Origin of the sequence: Oligella urethralis DSM 7531 (assembly GCF_000372065.1) — a bacterium.
In the GTDB taxonomy this organism is placed as follows: domain Bacteria; phylum Pseudomonadota; class Gammaproteobacteria; order Burkholderiales; family Burkholderiaceae_B; genus Oligella; species Oligella urethralis.
On the sequence record NZ_AQVB01000034.1, the window covers coordinates 1 to 7,754 of the forward strand.

Genomic DNA, 7,754 nt, shown 5'->3' on the forward strand with positions numbered 1-7,754 from the left:
CCTTAAGCAAACGACCAAGGGGATCATACTGATAGCTTAACTCCCCTTTACGACTGTCCTTAATGCCGGTTAATTGATTGGCTCCATCATAGTGATAATCACGCTGCAGAATGCTCTGTTTAACATACTGACCAGACTGGATATGTTGCTGCGCCAAACGACCGGCCTCGTCGTAGATCGTCGTTTGCAACATCGTTTGCGCCCAATGACGAGCTATCTCACGGTGATTATTATCACGCTCCACATCAATTAAGCGCTCTTTATCCAAGAGCATGCCGTGCAAATGCCCCGAACCGTAGCGCAAATAATCCACCTCACGACCATCGGGGCGGAGGGTGCAAATCAGATTGGATAACTCGCTTGACAAACACCGAGTGCTTACACTTATGGTTTAAGTACTACAACGAAGAGCGCCCTCATCAGGCGCTTAAAATGAAAACACCGAGTATGATTGATCAACAATTAGCAGCTTAAAGTGTGAAAGTTATGCTGGGTCATTACAGTTAAGTCCTTTTACGTACCACAATAACCCGTTCTTAGTCTTAAATTTTTATTAAAAATTAAAGTCTAAGACTCTATATTTTAATTATGTAATAAGTCAGTTGGCGCAACACCTGAATTATTTTTCTTGTTTTTGTCAGCACCTCTCGCAAGCAAAAGTTTTGCTGTTGAACTATTTTCATCCGGAGAGTTCATCGCTGCACGCCAAAGCGGTGTATTACCCCAAGCATCAACTGGATCAATCTCAGCACCTTTATCAAGCAGTAACTCAGCCATATTACAGTAATCATGAATAGCCGCTATATGCAAAGCGGTCATACCTTGATTGTCAGCGGCAGACAGATCATAGTTCTGCTCAATTAAATATGACACCAAGCTATAGAACGTCAACTACTTTGTCCGGTTTAGCGTCAATTAACTTGGCCGGTTTTTACTGCCCCTTGTCTTGGGTTTTTAGTGCTTCTTTCTTGCGATAACTCTCTCCTGTAAAATGAATCATTGTGGCATGATGTACGAGTCGATCAATGGCAGCCACCGTCATCGTGGTATCGTCAAATAGCTCATCCCACTCTTCAAACGACTTATTGGATGTAATAGCTAAACTAAAGCGTTCATAACGGTGCGCTATCAGCTCAAATAAGACGCTAGTTTCTTGTTCGGATTTTCTAACATAACCGACATCATCAATGATAAGTAATTGATATTTATCCAGCTTTTTCAATTCGTCCTGTAGCTTGAGGTGTCGCTTAGCTAGTTGCAACTGCTGTACAAGTGTGGTCGCCTGTATGAACTTAACCTTATAACCCTGCTCTAGTAGCCCATACCCAAGGGCACTGGCAAGGTGTGTTTTACCCAGGCCACTTGCTCCGAAGAGCAAGAGGTTTGCACCTCGCGTCAGCCACGTTTTATCTTGAAGTAAATCATAGGTGGTCGCTTGGTTAATGCCATCGACAGCCATAAAATCAAAGTTATTTAAATGCTTCCCGATGGGTAGTGTGGCATCTTTTAGGTTGCGTGCTAAACGTTTATCCTCGCGTGCCAATAGCTCCTGATGGCATAACTCAGCCAAGTATTGCTGGGGTGACCATTGTTCTTTAGTCGCTTTATCTGCCACGCTCTCCCAGAGCGTGCCAACCGTGGCTAATCTTAGCTGCTTTAGCATCAAGGGTAAGGAAGCGGTATTTCTATGCATGATGGGCTCCAAACAATTGACTGTAATCTTGAAGCGAGTGTTGTTTAATCGCTATGCTAGGCGTCGTTGCAATGATGCGAATGAATCGCTCCTCACACTGTCGGATGGTGGGTAATTGTCGCTGTCGTATCCCCTCCAACACATACCTTTCTAATTGATGCTCGCAGTCATGTCGGTGAGCTAAATACAGCAATTTAACGATGTAATAACACGCATCATCAGCCGATAAACTGTCATCCACATAGTGCCAGATGCTTTTATAATTGTCGTTAGGCAAGATATCATCTCGTAGCTTACTATGCCTAAATGCCAATGGTTTCTTATTGAGCGCATCAATGATGTGCCGGTAATTGACGCTGCGTGCACGTCCTGTCTTGTTACGTGTATATAGACGCTCTAATTCTAGTACTTGCTCCATCCCAAGATATAGCGCTATTCGTTGATCATATACCCTAGCAAGTAGTCGATTACCGATGAGTCGTGAGGGGACGGTGTAAGTGACGCGTTTTAAAGAAATGGTACTCGTTCTGCTGACACTGACATAGTGCTCTGAGTAGTTGTCGCTAGGGTACGCTGGGAGCGCTTGTAATTGACGCTGCTCCAAGGCAAACTTATCGTGCACGCGCTGGTTACGTCGGTCGATGAGATTCTGGATAAATGCCTGATACTCAGCGCGACAATTAAAATTACTACTGCCTCGTAATTTGAGTGCTTGCGTAATTTGCGCTTTAATATGCCGGTGGGCAGACTCAATGGCACCGTTCTCATGAGCTACTCCGCGATTGTTACGAGTGGGCTTAAAGCCGTAGTGTTTAGCGAACTCATGATAGCGTTCGGTGAAGTCTTCTCGACTGGACATATTCTTATAAGCGGCGCTTAGGCTATCGGTACGCACATTAAGAGGAACACCATTAGACGCTTGAAAGGCGTTCTGTAACCCCTCAGATAATGCCGTAAAACTCTCTCCGCCATAAACTACCTGCGCATAGGCCCAACCACTCGCAGGCAGACGATAATGAAATAATAAGTGCTTGAGTGGATCATCGGCAATGCGAATCCCTAAGTTGATGTACGTAAAATCCGCTATCCCCAATTCACCATAGCCATGAGTCTGCAGGAAGATGACATCTTTAGGACTGCCGTGGACGCTTCGCCAGTTAGCGATACGACGTTCCAAGGTACGCCGAGCACTAGGCCTAAAGATGTCTTGATGGTGTTCGCATAAATAATCAAAGATTCCCACAGGGGTAATCTCATTATCCTCACGAATCCATGGCAAAACGATACTGTCCCAAACTGCTTGTAAAGGGTCGTCACGAGTACGCCAGTGGCGTGGTTGCGAGGACTTGGGCTGAAGTTGGTTGTGTTCAATACGCCTTGCGCTGCGCTCAGAGATGTCCGCTTTAGCAGCGGATACTGCTTGAGTGTGTTTCTTTCTAAAATCCATATAACGCTTAATTTGTTGCTTAGTAATCTTACTACCAGACACAGTAAAACCCTCCGTTTTATCTGTGTCTGACCTTAGCAGATTAACCGGCCAACATAATTGTCGCTACGCCGGTCAAGTTAATTGTCGCTCTATACACCAAGCTAAGATTATTTTTAGCAACAGCTGATAACAAAAAAGTTCTACCATCTCTATCTACTGCATCAATACCATTCTTCTTTATAAATGCATCTAAAGCCTGCTTATCATCTGAATTAATAAGCAGTTGAATCATTTTTTTTTCGTCAATAGTTGTCATAAAAATCTCACTTTTCTATTTTAATTAATACAAGCAGGACTATCTGCGTCTGAGATAATATCAAGCTGATTGCCTTTAGATTTATCTTCGTGACGATGAGACTGATTTTCCATTGGATCCTCAATATGATAAAAATCAGGATTATTCATCTAATCATTAAATTCTCTTTGACTTAAACCTTTCGCTTCAGCCTCAGCTACCATTCTCCAATGTTCATGCCCAGGTTTATGCCCAAGATGATACTTTCCTTCGGCTCTGCTCCAAGGTCTTCGTTTCCCACCTTCTATTGGTTTACCAGTATTAGCATCCAAAAAGCGCCCTTTCACAACCCTTGCTTTATCTTCAACAGCCTTGCATGTAGACTTTCTAATATACGGCCTATGCAGCCACCCCAACGGATCCACCCACTCCACCGGGTTCGGGGCGTATTGATAGAGGTTAATCCCTCCCATCAAGCCGATCGGGTCTTGGCTGATAAAGCGACCTAGCTCTGGGTCATAATACCTAAAGAGAGAGTTTGTCTACTTTTCTGACTAGGAACAACAGAATGATCTGAGTGTTTGCTTTAGCGATAAGTGTGAAGAGCATTTCTGCCACGATAATTACTTTTACTGTGAATCTCTTCCTTTTCTTGCGCTTTGGGCATAATTAAGCACTTGCTTTAAACTCTTCGAGCACTTAAATAGCTAAATCTTCAGTAACCGCTTAGTAAATTGGCTTTAATTCTATCGTAATAGCTCGGCAGTCACGCAACGTAACGAATTGCATAGCATGTGCATAACGCACAACTAGATCTTACTATCAGTAGACGCTCTCGATGGCGTCAGGGAAGTTTTTAAAGCTATCAAAACCCCCGATCATGGTCATACTCGCCATCAATAACAACACCGACAGGAAAACAATCAACATTAAATCTGCAGTAATGCCTCGTCAAACTCACGATCACGAATAATTTTCTTTCCAATTGGCAAATTTAGATCAGACCACTTCAATCCATTAAATTCCAAGACATAAGCAATCATCGGTATGGGATAACTGTAAAAATCTGGCCTTTGGACTATGTAATGAATCAAACTAGGATTAAAATCCAAAAATGCCATTAAGTAAGGAATGTAGAAACCATTTAGCGCATCGGAAATCTGGTTTATGCACAAATCAAGTACATGATCACTATGGGGTAAATAAATTTTTGATAGTTGTTGAGCATGACTATGACTTTTTTCTTGTAGAGTTGTCATGTAAAAATGAGCCGAAAATCCATCCACCATATTTGACTTATAAGGCGGAACAATTTTCTGAATGTAATAACTAAACTCTTCTGAATAACCTGTCAGTTCAATATAATACGCTTTCTGACTCCCTAAATAACTAAAGGCTAATTCAGCTTTATTCTCTGTTGAAAGTGATTCAAATTTAATCGATTTCTTAAGTGACCTGGTACGAGCAGGAATATTTAACTTTTTTAAAAGACTTGATAATTCCGTCTCAAAGAGTTTTTTAATTTCTTTGTCCATAAGGAAAACCTATCTATATTTCAAAATATGAAAAGCGGTATGAGTGACAACTATCTTGACAAATACTGCACCAACACTAAATTAGTCATCAACCAATTTCTTTAACATATTTTGAGCGCGTGAGAAACCATTCTCTGCTGCTAACTTAAGCCAATATATGCCTTCTTTTTCGTTCACTTTTGTGTATTGCCCCTTAAAATATGCTTGAGCAAGCATAAATTGATGATGCGCATCCCCTGCTAGTGCTTTTTCAGATAAAACTTTGACTTCATGACTATCTAAATCCACCAATGAATAAAAACTACTTTTCTTCCAATGAATTAATACCTTATTATCTTGTCGTTTAATCTTACCGAATCGATCAAAGTGACGTAAATCCCCTCCATTTACTTCCAAAACGGTAATATCATCAAAGCCTTCGTCCTCCCTAGTCATTCGGATAAAGTAATGTAAATGTTTCTCTAAATGCCAACGTAAAGTCAGCTCCTTATCGATTTTCTTCACTACACCTTCGTACACAAAGTCTAATGCTTCAAAAGCAGCAAATACAGTTAAGAGTTCATCTTGCTTTAGATCATAATCATTAACTAGACCAAGTACAGTGGTTTTAAAAACATCATACGCAAACTCTAGTAACTCACGCTTTGAGTCTAACCGCCTGAAATACTCACCATCAATAACAACACGTACCTGCACAACACCCAATGCCTCGGGGCTTTTATTCAATGGTTTCTCTGGTGGAGTATCAAGTATATAAATAACCAATTTATCTATTTTTTCAGAAGTAATTTTCCTATGAGCGTAAAATTCAAAAGCACTACTAATGACTTTCCAAGCCCAACCATTTCCCCCAACATCAAAAGGGGTAACAATTTCTAGAACATTTAAGTATTTATTTACCATAACTGTTGACTATCACTTCATGATATTTAGGTCTTTTATTACCAAGAGGGTTTCGTGCTGTTCCATCTCGCCTCATTGCACCTATTGCATAAGCATTAACAAAACCTTGTTCTTTAGCCAAAGCTTCTGCCCTTGTTAAATTTCTACAAACAATTTCCGACTTAAAATTTCCGCCTTCATGGTTTAGTTTTCTTACTTGACTTTCTGCGCGGCTAGATTTTCCATCACGTCTTATCCTACTGTAGTCCCCCCATTTATAAACATCACCAGTATCTATATCCACAATTCTATAAACATGATTCCGTCGCCTGCTTAACTTAGAATTGCCATGCGCTCGTTTTCCAGCCCTTGACAAGCCTCCCACCAAAATCACGCCCTTTCGAAGAACTTGCCCAACCAAAGCAGGATGCCACCCCCACGGATCCACCCACTCCACCGGGTTCGGGGCGTATTGATAGAGGTTAATCCCTCCCATCAAGCCGATCGGGTCTTGGCTGATAAAGCGACCTAGCTTAGGGTCATAATACCTAAAGAGAGAGTTTGTCTACTTTTCTGACTAGAAACAATCAATCGAAATATTTATAAGGAAACATCTCAAATAATTGAGGGTGAATACTATTCATTAGTCCCATGACTACCTGCTTAAATTCATCTATACTTTGGTCTTTTTCAAGTCTCTGCTCTAACTTCGCAAGCAAAAAACCCATCCTAAGAAAACCAGTGAAATCAATCTGCAGATTTAAAAAATTCTCTAATCCCCCATATTCCCCCTGATTATGGTCAAAAAAGAATACGGTTTTGGTTTGTTCATTCAAAAACCATTCATCTCCTTGCCCTGACTGCCCTATAAGCCACAAATTTTGTGGCAAATTATTATCGGATGCTCGCTTATTCCACTCAATCGCCTTCTGATAGCCATATAACACAATATCCGGTGTAATACTAACCTCTTTAAACTGATGAATAAACTCAGTATATTTTTTATCAATTTGAGGGATTCTACCTTTATCTTTAATGACAGGATCAAGTTTTTCAAGGAAATTAAAAAGCTCATTTGAGTTAATCAGTTTCATTTTATCTCCTTTATCCATGTTAACTAGATCACTTACAAGGTCTATTTTTTACTGCGTCAGCAGAATATTTACCGATTCTTTCTTTTCTTGCTAAATCTCTCAGTCGTTTTTCAAGGAAATCTTTAGCTGTTTCTTTATCCATTCCTTGTTTTTCAACATAATCTAACAAACCATCAAATACTTTGTTCCAATTCTTGCCAACTCTAGAACTATTAGTATGTACACCTCTACCTCTAGTTAATCTATGTCTTTCAGGCGAGAGATTAAAGAAAAATTTCGGATTATTAACATCAATATCAGCTAATCTTTTAAATCTATCTGCAAACTCTTCAGGGAAACCATGATGAATTTCTGCGAAAACATGAGGCTGTCCGACATAATCTTTCCAAAGTCTTTGCAATGTACTAGAGCGAGTTTTCCACCCCAACGGATCCACCCACTCCACCGGGTTCGGGGCGTATTGATAGAGGTTAAGCCCTCCCATCAAGCCGATCGGGTCTTGGCTGATAAAGCGACCTAGCTCTGGGTCATAATACCTAAAGGTATTGTAATGTAACGACGTCTCAGCATCATAATACTGACCTTGAAAACGATGATTATTAATCACCTGCTCGTCAGCAGCTGGTCGGCTTATAACACGGGTTTCACCCCACGCTTTGGCCTTGCCCTCCCACACCACGTCCTGACCTTGGTTCATCAACAGTTGTGGGGTACCGAGGTGATCGCACACATAATGATAAAGTTTCGGCGCTGCTTGAGTTTCTTCTGCTAACTCGGCCTGCCACACCCGTGAGCTCAACAGTTCCGCTTGTCCATCACTGCTATT

10 protein-coding genes and 4 pseudogenes are annotated in these 7,754 nt (G+C 41.1%); 1 reads left to right on the forward strand and 13 read right to left on the reverse strand.

The window, feature by feature from the left end:
* Positions 1-367: pseudogene (locus A3GA_RS11720) on the reverse strand (RHS repeat domain-containing protein); the annotation flags it as partial.
* Here A3GA_RS11720 and A3GA_RS12520 point away from each other — a divergent pair.
* Entirely contained in the window at positions 361-474 is a 114-nt protein-coding gene (locus A3GA_RS12520) for an integrase core domain-containing protein (protein ID WP_162138015.1), read from the forward strand. The pseudogene A3GA_RS11720 and the gene A3GA_RS12520 sit on opposite strands and share 7 nt — an antisense overlap.
* 108 nt (positions 475-582) lie before the next feature.
* Here A3GA_RS12520 and A3GA_RS11725 read toward each other — a convergent pair whose 3' ends face one another.
* From A3GA_RS11725 to A3GA_RS0110850, 12 genes and pseudogenes are all read right to left on the reverse strand, one after another.
* A complete protein-coding gene (locus tag A3GA_RS11725) occupies positions 583-873 on the reverse strand; it encodes an ankyrin repeat domain-containing protein (protein WP_162138016.1) in 291 nt (96 codons plus the stop codon).
* A 58-nt stretch (positions 874-931) separates the two neighbouring features.
* Positions 932-1,693: an IS21-like element helper ATPase IstB gene (gene istB, locus A3GA_RS0110805; RefSeq protein ID WP_018027420.1), complete on the reverse strand. Its 762-nt coding sequence runs from the start codon at positions 1,691-1,693 to the stop codon at positions 932-934.
* Positions 1,686-3,182, reverse strand: coding sequence for an IS21 family transposase (gene istA, locus A3GA_RS0110810; protein ID WP_018027421.1), 1,497 nt, complete (start codon positions 3,180-3,182; stop codon positions 1,686-1,688). Before istA ends, istB begins: the two co-directional genes overlap by 8 nt.
* Before the next feature lie 40 nt (positions 3,183-3,222).
* Entirely contained in the window at positions 3,223-3,438 is a 216-nt protein-coding gene (locus A3GA_RS0110815; protein ID WP_018027422.1) for a hypothetical protein, read from the reverse strand.
* A gap of 20 nt (positions 3,439-3,458) precedes the next feature.
* A pseudogene (locus A3GA_RS12455) lies at positions 3,459-3,851 on the reverse strand (HNH/ENDO VII family nuclease).
* Positions 3,827-3,947, reverse strand: a pseudogene (locus A3GA_RS12350) (RHS repeat-associated core domain-containing protein); the annotation flags it as partial. The pseudogenes A3GA_RS12350 and A3GA_RS12455, both read right to left, overlap by 25 nt.
* A 399-nt stretch (positions 3,948-4,346) precedes the next feature.
* Positions 4,347-4,952 carry a hypothetical protein gene (locus A3GA_RS0110830; protein ID WP_018027426.1) on the reverse strand — a complete coding sequence of 202 codons (606 nt, stop codon included), beginning with the start codon at positions 4,950-4,952 and terminating at the stop codon, positions 4,347-4,349.
* A gap of 81 nt (positions 4,953-5,033) precedes the next feature.
* The gene (locus tag A3GA_RS0110835) at positions 5,034-5,855 is read right to left on the reverse strand and encodes a tetratricopeptide repeat protein (protein WP_018027427.1); all 822 of its coding nucleotides are present in this window, start codon (positions 5,853-5,855) and stop codon (positions 5,034-5,036) included.
* The gene (locus tag A3GA_RS12230; RefSeq protein ID WP_161797535.1) at positions 5,845-6,138 is read right to left on the reverse strand and encodes a hypothetical protein; all 294 of its coding nucleotides are present in this window, start codon (positions 6,136-6,138) and stop codon (positions 5,845-5,847) included. Before A3GA_RS12230 ends, A3GA_RS0110835 begins: the two co-directional genes overlap by 11 nt.
* A 129-nt stretch (positions 6,139-6,267) precedes the next feature.
* Positions 6,268-6,387: pseudogene (locus A3GA_RS12235) on the reverse strand (RHS repeat-associated core domain-containing protein); the annotation flags it as partial.
* Positions 6,388-6,421: 34 nt separating this feature from the next.
* Positions 6,422-6,928 (reverse strand): hypothetical protein, encoded by a 507-nt coding sequence (locus A3GA_RS0110845; RefSeq protein ID WP_018027429.1) that lies wholly within the window; start codon positions 6,926-6,928, stop codon positions 6,422-6,424.
* 28 nt (positions 6,929-6,956) lie between these two features.
* A partial coding sequence (locus A3GA_RS0110850) for an RHS repeat domain-containing protein (protein ID WP_018027430.1) occupies positions 6,957-7,754 on the reverse strand: 798 nt, incomplete at its 5' end.

Excerpts from the sequence above, each read along its gene's own strand:
- istB (WP_018027420.1), bottom strand. The coding sequence starts at position 1,693 with ATGCATAGAAATACCGCTTCCTTACCCTTGATGCTAAAGCAGCTAAGA.
- A3GA_RS0110815 (WP_018027422.1), bottom strand. The coding sequence starts at position 3,438 with ATGACAACTATTGACGAAAAAAAAATGATTCAACTGCTTATTAATTCA.
- A3GA_RS0110830 (WP_018027426.1), bottom strand. The coding sequence starts at position 4,952 with ATGGACAAAGAAATTAAAAAACTCTTTGAGACGGAATTATCAAGTCTT.
- A3GA_RS0110835 (WP_018027427.1), bottom strand. The coding sequence starts at position 5,855 with ATGGTAAATAAATACTTAAATGTTCTAGAAATTGTTACCCCTTTTGAT.
- A3GA_RS0110845 (WP_018027429.1), bottom strand. The coding sequence starts at position 6,928 with ATGAAACTGATTAACTCAAATGAGCTTTTTAATTTCCTTGAAAAACTT.